The organism is Agarilytica rhodophyticola (assembly GCF_002157225.2).
Taxonomy (GTDB): domain Bacteria; phylum Pseudomonadota; class Gammaproteobacteria; order Pseudomonadales; family Cellvibrionaceae; genus Agarilytica; species Agarilytica rhodophyticola.
In genome coordinates this window covers 1,180,146-1,202,097 of sequence record NZ_CP020038.1, presented here as the reverse complement: position 1 = coordinate 1,202,097, position 21,952 = coordinate 1,180,146, and the positions used below count along the sequence as shown (strand labels likewise).

Here is a 21,952-nt window from a genome sequence, read left to right as displayed (position 1 = left end):
GGCCGTCCTGATTAAACTTAATTATACTTTAAATCCATCAGCCAGCTCATTCAGTGTTGCAGCCATTTGTCGAACATCGCTACTCATGGCTTGGGCAGATTGAGCTTTACTTAGCGTATCATCGAATGTGTCATTAATATTTGCCATATTAGCAGTGACTTCTTTAACAACATTGGACTGTTCAGCAACGGCAGTAGCTACTTGAGTATTCATTTGAGATATGTCATTGATCATATCGTATATCGTCGATAAAGCCTGATCGGTTTTGTTAGAAAATTCCACTGTGTCTCTGGCTTTGGAGACACTCTGTTCCATTACGGTTACCGTTTGACTAGTACCATTTTGTAAATTCTGAATGATTTCTTGTATTTCAGTGGTCGATTCCTGAGTACGTTGGGCCAAAGTTCTCACTTCATCAGCGACGACGGCAAATCCTCTGCCTTGCTCACCAGCGCGTGCCGCTTCAATAGCTGCGTTTAAGGCAAGTAAATTAGTCTGTTCTGAAATGCCTTGAATAACTTCGATAACGGAATCAATTTCAGAACTCTGTTTTTCTAAGTTTTTAATGACATTCATTGAACTGTTTAGATTTTCTGATAGTTCATTAATTGATTTAACTGCAACTTTAACTGTTTCTCGACCTTTTGTTGTCTCGTCCATTCCTACTCTGGATTTATCTTCCGAGTTAGAGGCTAAATTTACGACTTCCAGTATACTTTGGGACATTTGCTCCACCGCGACAACAACACTTTCGGTCATACTTTTCTGATTTTCTACCGTTTCAACATTTGAAGAAATGATATTTGAGCTTTCATTGGCAGAATGAATAAGCTTATCACTGGTATCAATAATCGAACTAATTAACGATCGAAGCTTCGATGACATGTCACATACTGAGCGGTAAATTCCCGTATCCTTCTCATTAACGGTTAATTGCTTACTTAAATCGCCCTCAGAAATTCGGCTGGTAATTTCTGCTATTTCCCTAGGTTCACCACCAATAGGACGTCGCACAATGATCGCCATTCGCCATGACACTGTTACACCAATAATTATGACCAAGACTGAAATACTATTAATAAGAACGATAAAATTTTCCGACTCATGCTGAACCTTGGGCCCGAGAGTGTCTTGATCAGTTTTAACAGACAACTTAACCTCTTCTATTTTAGAGGCGACAAGCGGACCAATACGATTCAAGGTATTATCAATATAATCATTACGTTCTTGAATCACCGATCGAATTTCCCCAAAGGTTTTAAGGTAGTTTTGATGATGTGATCTTGCCGATTTGATCAGTTCAAGACGATCATAACTGTATAAGTTAGCTTCCAACTGCTGGAAAAACTTGGGCATTTCATCGGTCAATTCTGATTGCGCTCGTTCAGCATCCTCTTGTGCATTAGTAACGAGATATTTCGTCACATAAAGTCTCGCCAACAAGAGATGCTCTTGAAGTTGTGATGCGTAGAATGACGCTTGAGCATTATTATCATCGTTAGATGAAACAATAATATTTGATACCACCTTGCGCATTTCCAAACCAGAAGGGTCAAGTTGATCGCTTACGAGTGCATTACGTTTTTCATATAAGCTCACAACTTTTTCAAATGCGTTAATATAATCATCCACCTCTGAGTCCACATCCTTAACTAGGCGCGCTCTCGAAGGTTCTTGGATCTCGCTCTTGGCTTCTTGTAAAAACTTTTTCATTTTTTTACTGCGTAGCTCAAACTCATCAATAGCCGCCTGAGAGCGAGTATTGATAAATTTCAATACCGATAGTCGCATTGACAACATATTTGCCTGAACTCGTCCGGCAAGATTAGTATCCCGCGCCAAGCCTCGATAATCGACAAAACTGTCGTGCCCGTTTTTAAGGCCCGAATATGCCACCAATGAAATAACAAACACGAGCATCAAAATAGAGCCAAACGACAACATTAGAAGGGTATTAAGCTTTAAATTTTCAAACATAAAACTACTCGTAGTAGCCGTTCACATACTAAACGATGTTATAAGGACGACAATGGTGAAATATTAGGGTTCTCATAGAGAATAGGATAGAAAAGCTGGACTTACCAAACACGTATGAAAAACATCTATCGATTACACACCTAACCCTCTGGCTTATTCTTCAAAGTGATAATGCCATTCAAAAGACAGCGTCGTCTTAGTATAGTTGTCGATAGTTTTACAGTGAAAAATATCACCCACAGCAACCAATTCGTCCTCAACATAAATCAGCGGCACCCGCTGGCGTAGCCAAGGCTCTAGTTCGTATTCCTGTAGTAATTTTTTTAAAGTCTGGGAATGAGTGCGCTGTTGAGGTTGGCAACGTTCGCCACCGCTCCTATATTTCACGGTGAAACTTATAGCTTCAGAACCGGCATAACTACAGTGTAAAGTACTGCCATCACTCAATTTAAGGGGTTCACGCCCATCCCAAATAATAGGCAAAGAGGTTTGATCACAAGAAGGAAGTTTTCTAGTTAGAAATAAGCGTTTTTTATAACGCCTGAGTTCAACATTGCCCCAACACAACACCGGTGATGATGCATTACGAGCCAACAAAAGAGTAGGCAGCTGCTCAATAACAACACCATCTGGAACGCTAAAATGCAATCTCTGACACCAAACACGGACAAGGTGCTTTTGTCTTATATAGGAAAAGCCACTAAACGTGTTCAGGCACAAGCTTTCGCCTAACTCGTGGCGCGTCATTTTTTTAACTTTACACTGAGCCAAATCCTGCTGCGCATACTCGCTTAATAATATACTGGATTCTAACAGCCACGCACTGGTTGTCACTAGACGCTGTTGAAAATTTGGCCAGCGCTTACTTAATATAGGAAAAAGGCTATGGCGTAAAAAATTGCGGTCATAATACTGATCACTATTACTCTCATCTTCAATCCAATTCAATCCATGCTGCTTGGCATACTGTATAATTTGTTGGCGAGAAAAATTAAGTAAAGGCCGCAATAGTGTTCCGCCAGCAAAAACTCGCTTAGACCTTATTCCCGTTAAGCCCTGTAGACCAGCACCGCGCATCAGACGATATATGATGGTTTCGGCAACATCGTCACGATGATGGCCACAAAGAATAATATCCCCTTGTGACATTACTTGCGCAAATGCTTGGTAGCGCCTCTCGCGCGCACTGCTTTCAATACCCTTACCCATATTTTCCACAAGGACTTTTTTACTGACACAGGTAATGTCTAAACTTGCACAGAATGCTTCACAATGTCTTTGCCAGTTATCCGCATGTTCTGATAATTGATGATTAACGTGTAATGCTTTGACATTGTAGATTTTATCATTCTGGAGCTGTGTCAATTGAGCCATCAAATGCAAAAGAACCGTAGAATCAGCTCCACCGCTAAATGCCACCCACAGAGTATTTGCCGAGATCAAAGTCGATGCGTATTCTTGTACAATATTCTCAATATTAATATTCAATGTTTTCACAAACCGGATCATTTACTGTGACAAATACTATAACAAAAAAAAGCCTGCCATTTGGCAGTTGGCCATCCCCCATTGCCGCCAACATGGTAGCGGGAAAAAGTCCCAAGCTTAGCGATACACAGATTAATAATGGACGCTTTTTTTGGTGTGAGTCGATTGCCCAAGAAAAAGGCCGCAATGCCATCATGATGCACGATGGCGATCAACTCAAGTGTATATTACCTAAGCCTTTGAGCGCCAAATCCAAGGTCCATGAATACGGCGGCGCGGCCTACACTATTTCGGGGGATACTTTATTTTTTGTATTAGGAGATGATCAACGTGTTTACCGCAGTCAGCTAAGCCAAACTGACTTTAAGCCCTCACCTATCACACCTGAAGGAAATTTTCGTTTCGCCGATCTTACAATTGCGGGAGAGAAGGTTATCGCCGTCTGCGAAGAACATAGCGGCCCGCATCATACGGATGTGAAAAATTACCTCGTTGCCATACCAATGGAAACTTCTTCAGACCAAGGCGATGAGTTCAAAAAAATTGCTGAGGGCCATGACTTTTATTCCAACCCAAGTGTCTCCCCAGACGGTAAAAAGCTGGCATGGTTAACGTGGGATAACCCGAATATGCCTTGGGATAATACAGAGTTATGGGTTGCTGACCTAAGCTTAGAGGGCTTGCATAACATTCGAAAAATTGCAGGCAACGGCGAAGAAAGTATTTTCCAGCCACAATGGTCTAAACAAGGTGATTTGTTTTTTGTTTCGGATCGCAAACAATGGTGGAATATCTACTGTGTAAAAAAAGACAACCTATCATCGCCATCCCCCGAGATCATCCATCTGTTAGATCAGCAAGCAGAGTTTGCAACGCCACAGTGGGTCTTCGGTATGTCCACCTATGGTTTTTTTAACGATACAAAAATTATTGCCACCGCTACCAGCAACGGTGTTTGGCAGCTTTTAGAGATAGATATTGGTGAGCCTGAAAATATTAAAGTCAGTATCATCGATACCTCTTGCACCAATATTCAAGCCTTGAAGGCACACGATAACCAAGCGATATTTATTGGTGCATCACCCAGTGTCGACAATAATATCTATCGCTATCAGCATGGCAAGCTGTCAGCCATAAAACCAGTGGAGTCCGCGATATCTTCTGCGGAATTCTCAACGCCTAGAGCGATCACATTTCCCACATCTGAGGGTGACACAGCACAAGGTTTATTTTATCCACCTAATAATAACCAGTACACATGCGACAGCGAATTACCTCCCGTTATTGTTATTTGCCACGGCGGCCCAACAGGCGCAACCGAAAGTAGTTTAAACCTTAAAATTCAGTATTGGACAAATCGCGGTTTTGCAGTAGCGGATATTAACTATCGCGGCAGTACCGGTTATGGCCGAGAATTTCGTCACCGCTTACAAGATAAATGGGGGGTTTATGATGTAGACGACGTCTGCGCTGCGGTTGATTATCTCGCCGACCGCGCTTGGATTGACAAAAACCGTTGTGTGATTAAAGGGAGTAGTGCCGGAGGTTATACCGTATTAGCCGCACTCGCATTCCGCGATACCTTTAAAGCAGGCGTCAGCCTCTACGGTATAGGCGATCTAGCCATGCTGGCGCAGGACACTCACAAATTCGAAGCACGCTATTTAGATGGGTTAATTGGGCCATATCCCGAAGCAGAAGATACCTACAAGCAAAGATCCCCTATTCATGGAATTGATAAAATTACCTGCCCTTTGCTTATATTCCAAGGCTTACAAGATAAGGTGGTTCCTCCAAATCAAGCCAAAGCAATGTTTGATGCAGTAAAAGCTAAGGGTATTCCTGTGGCTTATGTCACCTACGAAAACGAAGCTCACGGATTTCGTGATGCTGCAACAGTGGAACATATGCTCGACAGTGAATTGCAGTTTTACGCGAAATTATTCGGTTTCTCCTTGCCTGAAACGGCGAAATTTCCCCTCAAAATTGAAAACATAGAATAAAACTATTCACTCTTTCGGTGCAGAAATCCCAACTGCACCATAGCTATATATTGGATAGGATAAAAGGTGTACAGATAAAGTCTTAATAAAAAAGACAAGCCAATATTTGGCTTATATAATCGTTTAGTATTGTTTTTTTATAAGCTTCGTATCGGCAACATGTGGCGATGGATGCATGATCAACTCTTTTCGTACTCGATGGCATTGATAAACCAAGTTACTGAGCCGGCCTCAGTTTTAACTTCGGCGTCATCATCTACTTCTTTTTTTAACAGCGCACGGGCCATTGGCGAGTCAATAGAGATATAATCATTACGCCCAAAGATCTCATCGTAGCCTACAATACGAAAACGCATGGTTTCACCGGTATTATTTTCTACCTCAACCCAAGCACCAAAATAGACTTTGCCTTCTTGTTCCGGGTTGTATTGAACTATCTTAAGATTTTCTAAGCTTTTGCGCAGATAGCGTACACGCCGATCTATTTCTCTCAATCGCTTTTTATTATATTGATAATCAGCATTTTCACTTCTATCACCTAGACTTGCTGCCCAGGCCACTTTCTTGGTCACCTCAGGTCTTTCAACGCGCCATAACTGGTTTAATTCATTTTGTAAGTTTTCATAGCCCTGTTTGGTAATTAAGGGGGTTCTCATGGAAAGCCTCAGATAAACACGAATTCACACCCCTCCTTAAGAGGATTGCTACATTATGCTGGCAAAATCAACAGGATAAGTGCCGGGGATATTGATATTAATAATTAAGTAGAATGCCTTCTTCTTGATATTTTCGCAGAAATACGCCAAAGCTACCATCGGGCAGCACCTGCTTAATCAAATAATCGCGAGGAAGATCACCTTCTTCAATATGGGAAAGATCTGCGATTTTATATTTTTCTTTTTTAACATGATCTTTATCTAACACCAGCACCACACGAGGTAAGTGGCGCCTTTTGGGGTTGGTCTCCACGACAATACCAATTTCGCCGTTGTAGAGTTCCACCACACTGCCCACGGGAAACAAACCTATGGTTTTGATAAATTGTAAGGCCAACTCTTCATCAAATTGCTTGCCGCGCTCCTCGTAAATAATTTTCAGTGCAACAGTTGTGGATTTTGCTTTGGAGTAGCAACGATCGGCAGTCATTGCATCATAAGCATCGACAATACTTATAATTCGAGCAAAGCGCGAAATATCTGGGCCATTAATCTTCCTTGGATAACCCTGCCCATCTATCCTTTCGTGATGACTATAAGCCGAATCAATCACCATAGGGCTAATGGTAGGCGTAGACAACAGTAAATTGCGTCCGTGAACCGTGTGCGCCTTCATAAGGTTCATTTCTTTCTTGCTAAGAGGGCCAGACTTCTCGAGGATTTCATTGGGCACACGCATTTTACCTATATCATGCAATAAGCCGCACATGCCAAGAGTTTCCAGTTGCTGCTGATTAAGCCCAAGATGGCGGCCAAAAGCCACCGCCAAAACACAGACGTTTAAGCTGTGTTCCGCTGTATATTGACTTTCCTGGCGGATTTTTGACATCCATAACAAAGCATCGGGGTTACGCAGTACTGAACTGACACACTCCTCAACCGTATCGCGAGCGGTTTCCGTATCAACCGTCTTGCCAAGTCGAACATCATCAAGAAAGTTGCCGGTAAAGGTTCGTGCTTTTTGGAAGTTTTCATGGGTTTGCTGATACTCTTCCTCAACCGTAACTTGATGGCTAAGATCTCTTTTGGGAGCGGTGCAGGCCGTACCTTCGCTACTACTGTGGGAGCTGGCTGGTTTTACGTAATCTAGATCAACCCAAACATGCTCACAGTACTCAGCCACTACTCGAACATCGCTGCTGTCTTCGATGGTAAAACCCTGCATTAGAAAGGGCGTATCAAGCCAAGGGCGATCTAGCTTGGAAACACGCATTCCGACTCTGAGTTGATCTACACTAATTTTCTTTTCGTTTGGCATTAAGCTTTAGTAGGGCAAATCTAATAATTGGTTTTGACCTCTTCGCAAGTAGGGACTGAAATCCAATTATTAGAGGTGCTCTTTATCAAAAAATGATACAAAAGTATCTCATTTAAACCTGGGTACGCCATGTATATTATAGGCTATCAAAATATAAATTCATCAAGCATGTGGCTCCTTTTATCGCATAAGAACGATAAAAACAATGCGTTTTTACCCTATGAAGCGCTGAGAACCGTGGCAAGAGAACCACAAAAATATTCCAGGTTATTAGCATTTAAACCAGCAATATTAATACGACTAGAATCCGCCATGTAAATACCGTATTCATCTCCCAGTTGCTGCACTTGGGACGGATTTATACCAAGAAAAGAAAACATGCCTCGTTCACTCTCAACGAAGCGAAAATCTTCGCCAAAACCTTTTGCAGCCATATTATCAGCCAAACCTCGGCGCATATGCTGAATGCGCTCACGCATAGTGTTGAGTTCCACCAACCAGCCCGCTCTCAATTCTTCACTGCCAAGAATATTTGCCACAACTGCTGCACCATGGTCAGGCGGCATAGAATAAATACCCCGTACCACTTGTACAAGATGGCTCATCAACGCAGGAGAAGTATCTTTCGATACATTCATAAAGCCTACAACACCTACTCGATCTCGATACAAACCAAAGTTTTTTGAGCAAGAGATGCAAAAAATCGCCTCAGGGCATTTTTCAATAACTAGTCTTAAGCCAAAAGCATCTTTATCGAGATCTTCTCCAAAACCTTGATACGCCATATCAATAAAGGGGACTAATTCGCGCTCAAGCATAAGATCACATAAATCATGCCATTGTTGTTGCGATAGGTCGGCTCCACTGGGGTTGTGGCAACAGGCATGCAGTAATACGAGATCACCTGATTGTGCAGCTTTCAAACCTTCGAGCATAGCAGAGAAGTCTATGGTTTTAGTGCCATGGTCATAATAAGGATATTTTTCAATCGTAAGCCCCGCATCCCCCAGTAATGGAACGTGGTTGGCCCAAGTAGGGTCACTCACCCACACCTTGACACCAGGCTTAGAACGATTCACCAGTTCTGCAGCAACCCGCAAAGCACCACAACCACCTGGGGTTTGCAAAGCAGAAATACGACCACTCTCAAGGATTCCCGCAGACTGTTCCCCCAACGCTAGCTGGCACATTAAACGCGTGAAATTTTTATCACCGTTAGGGCCTAGGTAGCTTTTCGACGTCTGTTTTTTAAGCAAAAATGTTTCGGCTTGCTTGACACAATCAAGCACAGCGGTTTGATTATTCTCATCTTTATAGACGCCAACCCCTAAGTCAATTTTATTTGGGTTAGTATCCTTATTAAATTTATCGATGATCCCCAACAAAGGATCTGGCGGAATCAATTGTAAATGTTCAAACATATCAAGTACCTTTACACGTTCTTGTAATATATTCTCGTAATCTCGCATCTCTTAGCTCAAACAGGCCAGGGTAAACAAGGCTTATATAGAGACGCCTATCACATGCCACTATCATCATTAGGGCTTCAGTTATTGTTAAAACCATGGGATTATAGCTTTATTGGGGAGGCGCTCATACTAGGCTTTTATCTCATGCACTTGCAGCATTATTAAGACTCAGTAAACACTACAATACTTTGAACAAGTAATGAGCTAAAAGAATATTCTCCTTTTAAGAAATAACTCTACTAACAAGCAATAAACTTACAGGCTAAAATATGGCTACAGTGTCATTAGATAACTACGATAAAAAAATACTAAAGGCCTTACAAAGTAATGCCGAACTTTCAATGGCAGACCTTGGCGATCAAGTTGGCTTATCACACACCCCTTGTTGGCGCAGGGTAAAGCGCTTGGAAGAAGAAGGGTTTATTCAACGCCGAGTTACTCTTCTATCGGCAGACAAACTTAATTTAAATGTTTCTGTACACGCCTATATTACTATAAAAAGTCATGACGAGGATTCCTTATTAGCCTTTGAGAGCGCTGTTCAAGAAGTCCATGAGATTGTTGAATGTTATAGTATCTCTGGAGAAAAAGACTACCTTCTGCGTATGATTGTGGCAAATGTCGACCACTATGAAAAACTCCTGAAGAAAACCCTAGTACATTTACCTAATGTTGCATCCGTTAATTCAGTATTTGCATTAAAACAGGTTAAATACACGACAGCGCTCCCCCTTTAAACAAGGGCTTAAGACAGGAGAAGGGCTCGCTGCGGCTTGTATATTAGAGAATAACACTTCCCTAGAAAGATAAAAAAAGCCCACATAATATGTGGGCTACAGAATTGCGTATAAAAAGAAAGGGTTACATAAGGAGATACATTGCTTAGACTGAAGTAAATAAACCATGGAGCAATCAAGGCATAAAAAATTCTCTTATGTAGTAATAGTTATAGCCCAAAATTTATTAAATACAGTGCTTATAGAGAAATAATCTTCTTTGTAAAATTCATATGCCCCTGTGGACAATTATTCACCAAAATAGCGAATTGAAAGACCGAGAGCGCATATAAAACAACCAAAAAATACGAATTACTCTATCGGCGCTTTATGCAAATTTCTGCTCTAGCGATGATAAAAGTAACGCTAGTGCCTCATCAAAATTACAATCATCGATCACTACGGTTAAGTCCGCGTAGCGCTCGTAAAGCGGATAACGTTCGTCATACAAATCTTTTAATGTAGTTCCTGGTTTACAAGCAAGTCCCCTTTCCCCCTGATTGTTAACACGTTTAATTAAAGTATCGTAGGATATTTTCAGATAAACCCTCAAGCCTGCTTTTGCCAAGGCCTCCATTCCCGCAGCGCTATAGACAACACTTCCTCCAGTTGCAATAACAGTATTAGTGAAGTTTAAGTCTAGTAATACTTTCTCTTCCTCTTTGCGCAAAGACTGATAGCCTTCTCTATCTAGGTGGGCTTGCAATGTTTCACCCATGCGTTCTTGGATGAGTATATCAGTGTCGATAAAAGGCATCGCCAGGGTTTTCGCTAACAGCACACCAAGGGTACTTTTACCAGCACCGGGCATGCCGATTAAAATAATAGAGGGTAGATTTTTCATTGAAAGCATAAGAATAGACTTAAATAAAATACGGGTTTTATCTTGTAATGGTTTACGGGTTGTTATCTAGGGCGCTAATCGCGTAATCGACCATTGCTGTTCTTGGCGCACATAGCTAAAACGGTCGTGCAGACGGTTGCTGCCTCCTTGCCAAAACTCAAATTGATTGGCAATAATACGATACCCTCCCCAAAAGTCAGGCAGGGGCACATCGCCTTGCTTAAATTTTTCTTTCATAGACAGATATTGCGACATCAAAAATTGCCGTGAACTTATCTTATGGCTTTGTTGAGAAGCCCAAGCAGCAAGTTGGCTGTCCCTTGGGCGTGAGGCAAAATATTGCAGAGATTCGCTCACAGGCACCTTTTGCGCATATCCCAAGACCTTAACTTGTCTTTCCATCATATGCCATGGAAAATGCAATGATACTTTGCTATTGGCAGCAATATCCTGTGCCTTATTACTACTGTAGTTGGTATAAAAAACAAACCCTCTCTCATCTAAGTGCTTAAGAAGCACAATACGCTGGCTCGGTTGACCTTCGGCATCAACTGTCGCTAAGGTCATCGCCGTTGGATCCGGAATCTTACTGGCTATTGTCTGCTGCATCCACTTTTCAAATTGTTTGAAAGGATCACTCTCTAGACTCTCCCGAGTTAAACCATCTTTCAAATACTCTCGCCGGATATCTTCCAATTCCATATACATTAGCTCTCTATATAGGCATCTTTGTTTAGGACTTACAATTGCAGCATTATCTCATAGATTTAGAAGTGGCTGTCTACACTAATTTAATGGCTCCTCAACATCCAAAGCATTGAAAAATGCATATCGCCAAGTATGACACAACCAGTATGAACATCTAATACACTGCCGATTATTTACTCTGGGCCTGAGTGAAATGGCCTAAATAACTTCGTATCAGAAGGTGTGTGATACGCTCTTACCTTTCAAACCTAGGCAACCTTTGCCACCAAGCGTCAGGTTGGCCTACTTGTTCGGGCTTTCACTTGAGTTATCGCTATTGTCGAAAAGGCTACCGCAAGCCCCCAAGCGATAAGATCAATAACGCTAAGGAATAAGGGCATATAGCCAGAAATAAGTATCAACAAAATAAACGCTATATCGACAGCAGATGAGATACTTTTAAACCTGTTTCAGCGGTGTAATCTAGTAAATAAGTTGCGCGTTAGAAGCTTATAGCTCTGGATTCAGTATTCAAATTATTAACGGTAAACCATTGTGCAATAGCCAAAAAAACCACCTGCATTGAATTTATAAAATCTTAAAGAAACAAGTAAACTAACTTATTTCTAAGCTTTAAACAGAACATCATCGCTATCATAAAAAACCTAAAAAAATAATATGTTAATTTATATCGCTAAAGAGAGCGGCAAACTTGATAATTTCTTTAAGACGTACCAAATGAAAATATTATGAAATAGATTAGGTCCTAAATATTAGCCAATCGAGAAAATCTCACTTGCGCAAGAATAAATATTTTTGTGGATATCATAATAGTGAATGCTAGCGCCACAAAGAATATTTTCTCGTGATATATACTTGGTTGGGTGATGAATGCTGCTCCAGTTATCATTATGTGACTCACAGGTTTTCAACACAATGGCGACTATATAGGATGACGATCAACATTTTACTTTTAGTAATAGAATTATGGATATTATTGACAATTTAAAGGCCCTCGTGACCACAGCCTAAGCAGGTTTATTTACAGAAGCTGTGAATAGGCCCGAAACTTCTCATCGTTTAACATCCAAATATGTCGCTCAGTTAGAAAATAAGATAGGCTCACGTCTACTTCTACGAACAACTCGAAAAGTAGGGCTGACTCCAGCAGGGGAAGAATTAGTGTCTCGCACCCCTGCACTAATTGAGGAAGTGGACGACTCGCTAGGCACTGTATCACAAGAGCCATAGGGCCTAACAGGCGTGTTAAGAATCGCTGCCCGCACACCTACTGGCGAAATATCAATCAATGATATACTAATTAGGTGCTTAGCCCTAAACCCTTACGTAACTCTTGCTTTTGCGGTTGATGATTTTAATAAAAAAAGCACATATATTTAACTGTGATAAGTGCAAATAGGAGTAATTAAATTAGCCCATACAGGCCCAATATTATGCTTGAACAAAAAAAAGATATTCCTATTGTTGTTTTAGCTGGCGGCGAAGGCAATCGAATGGGCACCATAGACAAGTGTCTTCTAAAGCTGGGAAGCCTAACGTTATTAGAGCGGTTAATGATAACGCTCAAAAAGCAATCAACGAATATTATTCTCAATGTCAATGGCGATAAGAGCCGATTTAAGGACTATAGCCTAACGGTTGTTAATGATATGTTTACCCCGCCTATCGGGCCTTTGGGTGGTTTATTGGCAGCCCTCAAGGTAGCGCGTACAAAAGGCGCCCATTGGTGTGTAACTGTACCTGGAGACTGCCCTTTTATTCCAGACAACCTACTAGACACATTGTTTAGCACAGTGGAATCACATGATAGCCACAAATTAGATGTTGTCTTTTGCAGCAGCGCCGGTAGAGATCACTATATTACGGCTCTTTGGTCTGTCCATTTATACGAAAAACTCATTCAATTTATAGAATCAGGTCAGCGTAGTGTTAGACATTTTATTGTACAACAGAAATATCAAAAGTCCGTATTTGATACGAGCCCAATAGATCCATTTTTTAACATCAATACTCCAGAACAATGGCAAGAAGCTGAGCGTTACATATATCACTATGAATAAAATAAACCTCAAACAACGACTTCATCTGGTGGTAACAATCACCATATTATGCACAGTGCAAAACGTCCAAGGAATTACCGCAAAGCAGTGTTTCGATTCGGCTAAAACAGACTTGGAAAAAGTCTACTGCCAACTAGTGGAAAAAGGCAAAGGGCAATCTCTACCTGCATTTAACGAATTTCGTCGCAACCCTGCTACAACACAAAATTTATTGTTACGAGGACCGGCAAAAAGAGCAGGAATAACACTACCAAAAGTTAGTAAGCGCAATGCCTCTCGCTCTGTCAGTAAAAAAAGAACTCCAGTTACATCGCGCAAAGCCGAAGCCAAAACCTATAAGCAACAGCCATCCTCAAAAGCACGGTCCGCAAATAGCAAAAGAGTGGATCACGGGAGAGCAATGCAGGGGTGCGAAATACATGGGGATCGTCTCATATGTGGCCAAGACATTTATTATATGGCAATTAATATTCCTGCTAATCGCTTACCTAACAATGCGCTCACGAACAGCAACCGTTTGCAGTTTCCAGAAAAACCTCAAGAACAAGAAGCCCTACAATATTTATCAAGTTTATATCCTCGCTACATTGAAAAAATGCTCACTATAGGCTTAGGGGACTCGACTATTTCTTTTACTAAATTCCATGCTATCTACAAGACATCCATGGCCCAACAAAATAGTTTTACTGAGCGTTTTGGAAAAATGTACGAGCTACTGAAAAAGGAAAGAAAATCTCAAGCAATTAAGCAACGCTACCGCAATAATTTCCCGCAAAGTATTGAGCAATGCATGCAACTAAGTAAAAACTTAGTTGCATGCGATAATGTTGAACAAAACTGGGTATACCAAAGACTTACTGGCGAACGAGGGTAAAAGTGCCTGACTCGCCAGTGACAGGTATTTTTGCAAATATAGGCTGATTACCACCCTCTAAATCAGCCACCGTAATATTTGGAGCTTCCGTTAGAAAAAAGGCTGGGTTAAATCGATTAGAAAAAACCACTTCCTCACCATTAAACAGCATACGCCAGCGTAAGAAGAAAGCGCTGTCCAAAACCTCGCCAGTATCTTCACGGTTAGCAGCAAAAGTTAAAGTGGTATCGCCATTGACTAACGAAACAAAAGACACTTTTGTTGACAAGCTAGACCGAGGTGAAATAAATACGAAACCATCGTCAATGATGGTAAAAGTCCACTGTTGAGCTTCACTGCCATCACAGGCGGCCACGACGATCCCTTCCGGACTGGCGTCAAGATTATCTCGAAGAATATTGACCTCCTGCCGAGTTAGGCAGTTGTTACTATCTAGGGTAGAGCGAATTTGAAACGATGGCGTAGTAAAATTTTGATCCACCGTCCCAGCATATAAGATATCGCCAGTGTCTTGGCGGGTATTATCCGCAACATCAGTCTCACCCATACCAATCCCGTTAACGATGTTTATTGCTTGGCTATCGAGGTTAAATATATTTTGAAATACTTCTGTAACTGCACCAGTTGCAGCATTAGCGACAATAAACTGTGAGAAATCGTCGGTTCCAGATTCAATATCGTTATACTCAAACTGGTTGTAACTCACTTCTGTAGCAGCGCCTTCGATATTAATTAATGATCTATCTGTCACAGGACGAACAATCGTATTATCACTTTCGAATACATTAAACTGGATATTAGTGTCAGTGGCATTAGCTTTGATATCGATAGCTTCGTTGGCAATATTCCTACCGAAGGTCATATTACGCACGCTATTACCCGTGCTAGTCATATCTCCAGCACCAATAACAACACCTTCACCAAATACCTCCGTCACACCATCTCGCGTTTGCGGCTCTAAACCAGTTCTGTCGATTGTGCTTAAACGCACCTGGTTATTGCTACTACCATTTTGCATAACAATGCCGCGCTCGCCCACAGATTCAACTTCCACTAGCTCCATTAGGACATTGTTAGCACCATCGAGGACAATACCATTTTGCGCTTGTGAAAATTCAAATCTCGATGATATAACCCAGTGATCTCCAGTAATTTTAAGCACAGAGTTTTGATTAAGATCGGTACCCATAAGCCGTACCGGGTCGCCTCCTTCTATACGCAGGCGAATCGGCTGATCTTCAGTACCGCTGCCAGATGAGAAGAAATGTGCGCTAGGGTCACCACTACCAGTTGCACTACTAGCATCGCCAACGGTACCAACATAATCTCCAGGAGCCACAACGATATCGTCATTAGGGCCAGCGTTGCGAAGCGCCTGTTGTAATTGCTCAGCATTTTCGACAAACACTTCATTAGTAGTGAGTCGCTCAATTTCGACTTGATAAGCGGTGATAGAGTCTCCATCAGCAGAAGTCACAGTGATGATGAAGAAGTTCTCTCCCTCTTCAAGGTTTTGCAAAATTGCCCCATCAAAAGTTTGCCCGGAAGTAAGGGGCTCAGGGTCTACTGACTCGAACCTCCCGTCTGTATCGCGTGCCGGAGAACCATCTTCAATTCGGGCTCGCCCGATAGTCATTGTCGCACCTGAGCGACTAGTCTCTGCCACCAAAGTTACAGCGGTGACATTATTACTTACCGTCTGGTTAGAGCTAGTAGTAAGGTTACAGCGAAAATCAGCTACTTTTCTCGATGAGCTGACATCAATACTCTTCAAAGTACTGTCATTGGCGATATCAGAATCACTAGAGGTAGCCCTTGTTAGGGTAAAAGTGTATTCAGCCGTATTGTTATTGTCTTCAGATACAATTCGTACTACGACAGGTGTAGGATCATTATTATCCAGGGGAATAAATTCAAACTGAAGGGGTGAGGAAGGCTCACCATTTACGGTGACTGTAGCACGTCGATTAGCAGGAAATGGGAGAAAAGTGACCCCACAATTTTCTTGCGATATGGCCACATCATAAGAGAAAACATCTTCGACGATACCGGATGAGGGATCGAAACGAACATTGTCTGTACTATTTGCCGAGCGCACATTTTGGATATTCACTTCAGCCAAAGCCGCCGATGAAGATACTTTATTCACCTGAATCACATATTCTGATACCACGTTGTTTATGGTGCTTGCCAAACGCATCAGAATAACATTTGAGCCTTCGCTGATGTCTACGGTGACGTCTTCCCCTGAGGTGAGATTCTCACGAATAATATCTTGGTCATTCTCGCCTTTATTGACCTCAACCAGTTGCAGGTTCACGTCATCCACAGTGATAGTCGGGCGCAAAGTAACACTGGTTACAGATTGATCTGTTAATACAATGCGATAGGGGCCAAAGTTATTTTGGTCAAACTCCTCAACAGCATCTTCTTCGAAGGTAAGCGTGCCACCGGCAACGACTTCTAAGTTGCTCAGGCGTAGATCCCTTAGCTCATTAAACCCACCTACATCCCCACCGTTACATGCGGCAAGCACTAACACACCGAGGCTAACCACTAACCATCGTTGAATCGCTGTAAATACCATTTGTTTCAAACCTAAATTAATTCTATAGAAGTTATCTGTACTACTTGTAGACCTCGAATTGCAGACCTCGAAGCGTATACTTCAGAACATATACCCTAAAATATAAGAGAATGTTCGAGAAAAACCTCTCGCAAAGATTATCTGTTGCTGCTTTGGGGTCGAGGCAAGTTCAATAAACGCTACTGCCCACAAGGGCGAACACGGTACTAGTATTCGCCATTAGAGTAAAGATCTACGCTGAGCGCTATGGGGCTGTTAATACTAGTTTTACCCATGGTCACAACAGTCCCTTGCCAATAAGACAATTATTGTCGCTGGAGTTCAGCTGTTATTATATTTTTCAACAGCATAGATATAAGAGTTCACAAGAAAAGGATGTAGGATCAAAGCTCAAAGCAACTAAGCAGACTCCATAATCACCTTGAATAAGATCATTTCCGATTGATCAGAGCTGTATTGCTCTCCCAAAGAAAGACAACCCTTACCGGTGAGCGGGTAAAATTCATCTCGGATAATAACGCTATTTGCTTCGCCAACTTTAACCACTGTGCCATTAGTACTTCTATCGAGAATACCCACCTGGTTATCTTTGATTTCCACAACACAGTGTATTCTCGAGACTACGTCTTTATCCACAGAAAGTGGGCAAACACGGTCATCTCGCCCGATATAGAAAGGTAAATCGCCGACGTTTACCCGGTAGGCATCCCCCTTGTGAAAAAGCTCGATACGGGAAAATTCGCCTTCGGACTTTTGAAGGAGATCAGAATTAATAAGCGTATTGGGGTTATCTTCTTCAACCATCACACTAAAGCCCATCGTAGCAATACCTTAGAATCGTAAGAGACCTCTGATATATACGAGCAGGCCCCTGTAGGTTGAGAATAGTAGCTCTTGGCAGACATGAAGTTAGATGTTCGCAATTTTACAAGACCGGACATTATAAGACCGCGCATTCCATATATCTTTCCCAGCACTGGTATCGCATTGGATGCGCATAAGTTCAAAACAGCGCTTATGTGTGTTGTAAAAAAACTTCGTGAGCGGAGAATATCTACTGCCATATAATCAATATACATCATTGAGATAGAGTTTGCCTTTAGCTTGCAAGCAATTCATATCTTAGTCATTAATGGTAACAATCATTTGCACTTGAGGTCTGCCAATATCCATTTTGAACAGCAACTGGTTACTATCAAGAATATTTCAAGAGCTTTCTCAAAGCGCCTAAAGTATTGCCAATTCAAAAATAGTGTCAACTAGCTCCACAGGATTATACAATTGGTTAGCAAAATTAAAAGCGCAAACACAAACTCCGGTCACGCTTTTCGACATTGATAAAGTCAACTTTTGTTATCTTCAAAGCTTCCAACAACATACCTAACAGCACCTAATAGTATAAGTATATATTCCCTATTGTTCATGACTATATTCATTATTCATAGTTCGAATTATATAGACATACACAAAACTGTTAGAGTCGATAAACAATAACAAGCTTCCCGCCATAGGTATGTAACATTGTGCAACTAGATGCCTTACTAGCGTTAATCGCTTTTATCACCTCGACTTTAGCCGCAATAATTGGCTTGGGTGGTGGTATGTTACTTATCGCCATCCTACCGTTTTTGCTACCTTTACCCGCAGTCATTCCTCTGCATGGTGCGTGTCAGCTAATGAGTAATCTGTCTAGGACGGCTTTTGCTCTGCCTCATGTCAAATGGCAATTTGTGCCACCGTTTCTTGTCGGATCACTTTTCGGCGTGGTGCTAGCATGGCAAGTGATTGCTCACATTTCTGTCGAGTGGTTACCGCTAGCCCTAGGTGTATATATTTTATCTCACTTATGGTGGCCAAAGTTTCGTGCGATAACCGATAAGCGACAAAACCTCTATCTCATAGGTGCAGTGCAGACGGGACTGGGAACAGTTATCGGTGCAACAGGACCACTGGCTACTACTTTTCTATCAGAGAAGCTAAAAAAGAAAGACAGTATTATAAGCACCAGTGCCCTCTTTATGGCCTGCTCACATGTGATAAAGATAGCCATCTACGCGGCCTTAGGTTTTGCATTCATTGACTACTGGCAAACAATACTCTTTATGGCTATCGGCGCTGTAGTGGGATCATATGTAGGTACTAAAATTCGCGCTCATATCGAACCGCAGCAGTACCTACTCGGCTTAAAGCTCACCTTATCACTGCTCGCCTGCACAATGATTTATAGTGTATTTTTTTAAATTGCAGCTCAAAACTCTTGGGGTTAACGTCGGAAAATCACTGTCTTTTTACCATTGAGTAGCACCCTGTGTTCCGAATGCCAGTGCACGGCTCTGCGCAAGGTTACCGCTTCTATATCCCGCCCAATTTGCACCAGTTCCTGCGGCGTATCTGCGTGACTGACCCTTTCAACTGACTGCTCGATAATGGGCCCTTCATCAAGGTCTTTTGTCACGTAGTGGGCGGTCGCACCAATGAGTTTGACGCCACGCTCATATGCTTGATGGTAAGGTTTCGCACCTTTAAAGCCGGGTAAAAAAGAGTGATGTATATTAATCACCTTGCCTTCAAGTTCAGCGCATATGGTATCGGAGAGAATTTGCATATAACGGGCTAAAACAAGTAGTTCGGCTCCACTGCTTTCGATTAAAGATAAAAGTGTTTGCTCTTGCTCGTGTTTAGTTTCTGGGGTGATTGGTAGATGGTGGTACTGCACACCGTGCCACTCTGTCAGAGATCGCATATCTTCATGATTTGAAACAACACCGACAATTTCTATTGGTAAGGCCCCAGCTTTCCATGCATTCAACAGGCTGCTTAAGCAGTGCCCCCATTGAGATACCATCAGTAGTACCCGCATCTTCTCCTGACTTCCCCAGATATCCCACACCATAGAATAGCGATCGGCAACGGATTGGAAGGCGGTTTTGATATCGTTTAAGCGCTTCGGGCCTTCAACTGACTCTAATACCGTACGCATAAAGAAGCGATTTTGATGTACATCTTCGAACTGAGAAGATTCGCGAATATTGAACCCTTGTAGTGAGAATAAACTCGCCACTGAGGCAACAATTCCCGGCTGATCTTTACAGCTTAGGGTTAAAATTAAATCTTCTACTTCTTGTTCTTGCGACATGTATGTTCTCCGAAAACACTATTAACTATTCGCCTACATACCGCAGATTATGGGACATTGCGGCGCGGAGCGGTATTCTACACAATTTGCCGCTTATGAACTCATCCTTATACCATTCGACTCAAATATGCCAAAGTTTCACCGTCTATTGTGTTTTTCTGACTAAGCCTTGTTAAGGGCAGCCCTAGTTAGAAGTATGCAGTGTGTCGCAAATTAGAGGGCGCGAAGGTCAGCCGAAAGTCTACACTTAGAATGCTAAGGTTTGTTAGCGAGCCAAAGTGCCGTTAACAGGCTCTATATACATCGCTAACCAAGTTATAGTGTGGACTAACTATTGATTGTCATCCCTTAAATATATGAACGCCCATTATTCCTCATCCAACATTCGTATAGGGGCATTAGTCAGCTCAATTCTTTTTCACCTTGTTGTTTACCAAACCTGCTTTGCAACTGAGAAATCTCTTACTTACCTGCCGGCAAACACTCCCTGGGAAGCGCTAATCGTCGATGTGCTGCACCTAGCCATTGAGAAAAGTGGTCAGCAACATCTATACAAGTATCAGCAATTGCAACAGCTTGATCAGGGTGATGCCACGAGCTTACTGGAGGAAGGCCTGCTGGATGTTATTTGGTTAAGCGCATCGCAACCAAAGCGCCAAGAAAGTCAAATACGGCCAATACGCATTCCTATTTTAAAGGGCTTATTGGGCTACCAAATTTTCTTAATTCGCGGCAATGATCAAGGCAACTATAAAGACTTGCAGACACTTGATGAAGTACGCAATATTCCTCTTGGCCAAGGCCGCTACTGGGAAAACACCCCCATACTTAAACAAGCCAACCTACACGTGATCGACCCTATTAAATACCAAAGTCTGTTTTATATGCTCGAAGGGGGCCGCTTCGATCTTTTGCCCAGAGCCATTCATCAACCTTGGGATGAAATAAACACTTGGCAGCATTTAAATTTAGCCGTGGAACAGGAGCTCCTGCTTTTTTATCCTTTTCCTGTCTATTTCTATGTTGCCAACAAAAACCCTAAATTGGGTGAAGCTATTAAACGCGGTTTAAGTAATGCCATCGCCGATGGTAGTTTCGACAGACTGTTTTACTCACATCCTTTAATAAAAGAAATCCTTAGCAAAGCCAATCTCAAAGGGAGAAGGGTTATACGTATCACCAACCCAGAGCTTTCACCATTGACTCCCCTTGACCACCCCTCTTTCTGGTTACATGTAGGCCATTAATCCTTAGCACAAACTTAAAATTTCGAGAAGTCAGGCCTACGTTTTTCAAAGAATGCTTTTGCCGCTTCTGAAAATTCGGCTCCTTTGAGCGAGCGATTGAAAATGTCGAATTCGTTCTCCATGACCTTGGCAATATTGTCCTTATGGGGAGCTGCAATAAGCGCCTTGGCGTTGCGCATCGCCGCGGGCGGTTGAGCGGCTAGCTTGCGCGCTTGAGACAGCGCTGTTTCGAGGGGGTTGTCGGTAATATCATTAATTAGATTTGCATCTTTAGCGTCAGCAGCTGAGAAAAACTCACCGAGCAATAGCCACTCTGCGGCTTTTACTCGACCTGCTAATGCGGGTAAAACATACGAAGACGCAAATTCTGGACACAGGCCAAGATTAACAAAAGGCAAGCTAAACTGAGCATTGCTATGAGCGTAAACGAGATCGCTGTGCAAAAGCACGGTGGTACCAATACCCACAGCAACACCTTCAACGGCCACCACCAGTGGAATTGGTAGCTCTAGCACTGTGTAAAGGAATCGTGCAATAGGGTTATCGTTGCTAACAACATTCGCATTATTAGCGAAGTCTCCCAAATCGTTACCACTAGTAAAGCAACCTCCAGCCCCACTGAGAACAATAACGCGAGTACCATCGTTGGCAGCTTGTTTCATATGCTCAGTCAAGCTTTCATACATGGCCAAATTAATCGCGTTTTTCTGGTTCGGACGGTTCATAGTTAGTTGCAGAATTTTGCCTTCCTTCTCTACAAGAATCTCATCGCTCATGGATATCTCCTCAAAATTCACTTATCGTCAACT

18 protein-coding genes are annotated in these 21,952 nt (G+C 42.2%); 7 read left to right on the top strand and 11 right to left on the bottom strand.

The window, feature by feature from the left end; all coding sequences use genetic code 11:
- Positions 1-21: 21 nt before the first annotated feature.
- Positions 22-1,977 (bottom strand): HAMP domain-containing methyl-accepting chemotaxis protein, encoded by a 1,956-nt coding sequence (locus tag BVC89_RS05095; RefSeq protein ID WP_086930152.1) that lies wholly within the window; start codon positions 1,975-1,977, stop codon positions 22-24.
- Between the two features lie 153 nt (positions 1,978-2,130).
- Positions 2,131-3,474: a tRNA lysidine(34) synthetase TilS gene (gene tilS, locus BVC89_RS29550; protein WP_158657788.1), complete on the bottom strand. Its 1,344-nt coding sequence runs from the start codon at positions 3,472-3,474 to the stop codon at positions 2,131-2,133.
- Between the two features lie 17 nt (positions 3,475-3,491).
- Here tilS and BVC89_RS05080 point away from each other — a divergent pair, with 17 nt between their 5' ends.
- Positions 3,492-5,468: a S9 family peptidase gene (locus tag BVC89_RS05080; protein WP_245929345.1), complete on the top strand. Its 1,977-nt coding sequence runs from the start codon at positions 3,492-3,494 to the stop codon at positions 5,466-5,468.
- A 179-nt stretch (positions 5,469-5,647) separates the two neighbouring features.
- Here the strand turns inward: BVC89_RS05080 and greB are convergent, their stop codons facing one another.
- The 3 genes from greB to BVC89_RS05065 all read right to left on the bottom strand — a co-directional run bounded on the left by greB (position 5,648) and on the right by BVC89_RS05065 (position 8,863).
- Positions 5,648-6,124 (bottom strand): transcription elongation factor GreB, encoded by a 477-nt coding sequence (gene greB / locus BVC89_RS05075; RefSeq protein ID WP_086930150.1) that lies wholly within the window; start codon positions 6,122-6,124, stop codon positions 5,648-5,650.
- Positions 6,125-6,221: 97 nt separating this feature from the next.
- Positions 6,222-7,442 (bottom strand): cyclic di-GMP phosphodiesterase, encoded by a 1,221-nt coding sequence (locus BVC89_RS05070; RefSeq protein ID WP_086930149.1) that lies wholly within the window; start codon positions 7,440-7,442, stop codon positions 6,222-6,224.
- Between the two features lie 218 nt (positions 7,443-7,660).
- Positions 7,661-8,863: an amino acid aminotransferase gene (locus tag BVC89_RS05065; RefSeq protein WP_086934518.1), complete on the bottom strand. Its 1,203-nt coding sequence runs from the start codon at positions 8,861-8,863 to the stop codon at positions 7,661-7,663.
- Between the two features lie 317 nt (positions 8,864-9,180).
- Between BVC89_RS05065 and BVC89_RS05060 the strand changes: the two genes are divergently transcribed.
- Positions 9,181-9,648: an Lrp/AsnC family transcriptional regulator gene (locus BVC89_RS05060; protein WP_086930148.1), complete on the top strand. Its 468-nt coding sequence runs from the start codon at positions 9,181-9,183 to the stop codon at positions 9,646-9,648.
- A gap of 367 nt (positions 9,649-10,015) precedes the next feature.
- On the opposite strand, the gene BVC89_RS05055 is transcribed toward BVC89_RS05060, so the two are convergent.
- Positions 10,016-10,531 (bottom strand): shikimate kinase, encoded by a 516-nt coding sequence (locus BVC89_RS05055; protein ID WP_086934517.1) that lies wholly within the window; start codon positions 10,529-10,531, stop codon positions 10,016-10,018.
- Positions 10,532-10,597: 66 nt separating this feature from the next.
- The gene (pdxH, locus tag BVC89_RS05050) at positions 10,598-11,233 is read right to left on the bottom strand and encodes a pyridoxamine 5'-phosphate oxidase (protein WP_086934516.1); all 636 of its coding nucleotides are present in this window, start codon (positions 11,231-11,233) and stop codon (positions 10,598-10,600) included.
- Positions 11,234-12,271: 1,038 nt separating this feature from the next.
- On the opposite strand from pdxH, the gene BVC89_RS05045 reads away from it, so the two are divergent.
- From BVC89_RS05045 to BVC89_RS05035, 3 genes are all read left to right on the top strand, one after another.
- Positions 12,272-12,469, top strand: coding sequence for a LysR family transcriptional regulator (locus BVC89_RS05045; RefSeq protein WP_086930147.1), 198 nt, complete (start codon positions 12,272-12,274; stop codon positions 12,467-12,469).
- 203 nt (positions 12,470-12,672) lie between these two features.
- Positions 12,673-13,299, top strand: a complete 627-nt coding sequence (mobA, locus tag BVC89_RS05040; RefSeq protein WP_086930146.1) for a molybdenum cofactor guanylyltransferase MobA — start codon at positions 12,673-12,675, stop codon at positions 13,297-13,299.
- Positions 13,292-14,173: a hypothetical protein gene (locus tag BVC89_RS05035; protein WP_086930145.1), complete on the top strand. Its 882-nt coding sequence runs from the start codon at positions 13,292-13,294 to the stop codon at positions 14,171-14,173. Before mobA ends, BVC89_RS05035 begins: the two co-directional genes overlap by 8 nt.
- Here BVC89_RS05035 and BVC89_RS05030 read toward each other — a convergent pair.
- Positions 14,154-16,760 carry a cadherin-like beta sandwich domain-containing protein gene (locus BVC89_RS05030; RefSeq protein WP_086930144.1) on the bottom strand — a complete coding sequence of 869 codons (2,607 nt, stop codon included), beginning with the start codon at positions 16,758-16,760 and terminating at the stop codon, positions 14,154-14,156. The two genes, BVC89_RS05035 and BVC89_RS05030, sit on opposite strands and share 20 nt — an antisense overlap.
- 399 nt (positions 16,761-17,159) lie before the next feature.
- Complete coding sequence (locus tag BVC89_RS05025) at positions 17,160-17,579, bottom strand: FHA domain-containing protein (RefSeq protein WP_086930143.1); 420 nt, start codon at positions 17,577-17,579, stop codon at positions 17,160-17,162.
- 704 nt (positions 17,580-18,283) lie between these two features.
- Between BVC89_RS05025 and BVC89_RS05020 the strand changes: the two genes are divergently transcribed.
- On the top strand, positions 18,284-19,000 hold the full coding sequence (locus BVC89_RS05020; RefSeq protein ID WP_158657787.1) for a sulfite exporter TauE/SafE family protein: 717 nt from the start codon (positions 18,284-18,286) through the stop codon (positions 18,998-19,000).
- Positions 19,001-19,023: 23 nt separating this feature from the next.
- Here BVC89_RS05020 and purU read toward each other — a convergent pair whose 3' ends face one another.
- Positions 19,024-19,896, bottom strand: coding sequence for a formyltetrahydrofolate deformylase (gene purU, locus BVC89_RS05015; protein ID WP_086930141.1), 873 nt, complete (start codon positions 19,894-19,896; stop codon positions 19,024-19,026).
- A 338-nt stretch (positions 19,897-20,234) separates the two neighbouring features.
- Here purU and BVC89_RS05010 point away from each other — a divergent pair, with 338 nt between their 5' ends.
- Positions 20,235-21,143, top strand: a complete 909-nt coding sequence (locus BVC89_RS05010) for a diguanylate cyclase (RefSeq protein WP_158657786.1) — start codon at positions 20,235-20,237, stop codon at positions 21,141-21,143.
- Between the two features lie 14 nt (positions 21,144-21,157).
- On the opposite strand, the gene BVC89_RS05005 is transcribed toward BVC89_RS05010, so the two are convergent.
- Positions 21,158-21,919, bottom strand: coding sequence for an enoyl-CoA hydratase-related protein (locus tag BVC89_RS05005; protein WP_086930139.1), 762 nt, complete (start codon positions 21,917-21,919; stop codon positions 21,158-21,160).
- Positions 21,920-21,952 lie beyond the last annotated feature (33 nt).